General features: G+C 42.9%; 1 protein-coding gene. It reads right to left on the reverse strand.

Annotated features, from left to right (window positions below; translation table 11 throughout):
* The coding region (locus AC07YT_RS25030) for a beta strand repeat-containing protein (protein WP_494945583.1) at positions 1 to 2049 on the reverse strand (2049 nt) is incomplete at both ends.

Here is a 2049-nt window from a genome sequence, read left to right on the forward strand (position 1 = left end):
CACACTTACCGCGCCTGTTGCCGGATCGAGTGTTACTTTACCATTGCTATCGTTTGTACCGTTGGTAATGGTGACATTAGATAGGTTTGCTTGTGCACCACCATTGTAGGTATCGTTACCCAGAATATTAGCAACCGCCGTTCCGCCGGTAACACTATTTGCACTTCCACTATTATCAACAGCTAATATCGCTCCGCTAATCAAGTGAACCGTAACAGTCGCTTCTTTTACATTTCCAGGGTTTGCTTTATCTTCAATCTGATAAACCAATGTATATGTTCCTACAGGTGTACCCGGAAGAACATTTACTTTTCCAGTTGCAGGATCAATAGAGATGTTAGGGTTTGAACTCGAAATCTGACTGATGGTCACATTAGCTAAAGTAGCCTGGTTACCGTTCACTTTATCGTTAACCAACACATTGTTCACGGCAACACCGCCTGTTACTGCATTTAAAGTTCCTTCATCATCAACTGCATAAACGCCGGTATTGGTTACAGTTGGTGTATTGTTGCCTTCAGTAGTTCCCGAAATATCAGAAACAGTGCCATTTAACGGATCTTTTCCGCTAACAGTAGCGGTATTGCTCACCGAGCCTAAGGCCTTTTCAGCAGTAGAAATTGTATATGAAGCCGTAGCCGTAGTACTCATTCCGGGTGCCAGTGTTGTAGCAGCCAATGTTATAGTGCCCGTAACCTTGCTATCTGTTATCACGAGGTTATTCAAGGTTACATTACCGGTATTTTTAACTGTAAACAGGTAACTGATCGAGTTTCCATTAATGTTTAATGTTCCGGTTTTCACTAAAGTAACCGCCGGACTTAAAGCAATGTTAACATCAGCCGTTGCTGTCTTTGCCGTTGGTAACTCGGTGGTACTAACACTTGCTGTATTGGTAACCTTTCCTAGGTTATTTGTTGGGTTACCATTATTATTTAAATCTGATTGAAGTACTGTATAAGATCCATTGTAAGTCCAGATTTCGCCTTTTTCTAAAATATTATCTGTATTTCCGGTTTTTGTTGGGTTGCTTAAAGCACCACCTAGCAAGGGATCGCTAACGATTACGTTATTTTGATTTGCATTTCCAGTATTGCTTACCGTTATGGTGTAATGAATAACATTTCCAGCTTTATTAACTGATGAAACATCCGCAGATTTTGTAATCGATATCGACGAGCATACCGGAACAGATACCGTTACAGTAAATGCATTACCAACGCAACCACCTGTAACAGTTGCCTTTGGTGTTATGGTATACACGATTGTTTGGATACTGTTACTCGTATTAATTAAAGTTTGCGTAATTGTATTACCCGTTCCATTAGCAGCACCCGTAACATTCGTATTTGAATTTACTGTCCAGGTGAAGGATGCCGGAACCGAATTCCCACCATTAGCCGTATTATTAATATTTAAGGTTTGAATATTATAGCTAAAACTTCCAGCACAATCTAAAGTCCTGGTATCATTAAAGCCTTTTGGCGTTTGATAAATCGTTACCGTGATCTGTGCACGGCTTGCGCTCTCACAACTGTTTAAAGTCTGACTGGCATAATAAGTACCATTGGTCAAAGCTGTTCCCGAAGCCAAAGCAGTTCCGCCCGTTGCCTGGGTGTACCATTTAACTGAAGTCCCTGCTGCAGCTAAATTCGCAACCGTAGCATTCGAGATTTCGCAGAAAGTCTGGTTGCTTGCCGTTGGTGCTGGTGTAGCCGTGATTGTTACCGTGATCTGTGCACGGCTTGCGCTCTCACAACCGTTTAAAGTCTGACTGGCATAATAAGTGCCATTGGTTAAAGCTGTACCCGAAGCCAGGGCTGTTCCGCCTGTTGCCTGGGTATACCATTTAACCGTAGTTCCTGCCGCAGCTAAATTCGCAACCGTAGCATTGGAGATTTCGCAGAAAGTCTGGTTGCTTGCCGTTGGTGCAGCTGTAGCTGTGATCGTTACAGTGATCTGTGCACGGCTTGCGCTCTCACAACTGTTTAAAGTCTGACTGGCATAATAAGTGCCATTGGTCAACGCAGTTGTTGAAGCCAGGGCTGT

The organism is Pedobacter sp. GW460-11-11-14-TSB4, assembly GCF_059423705.1.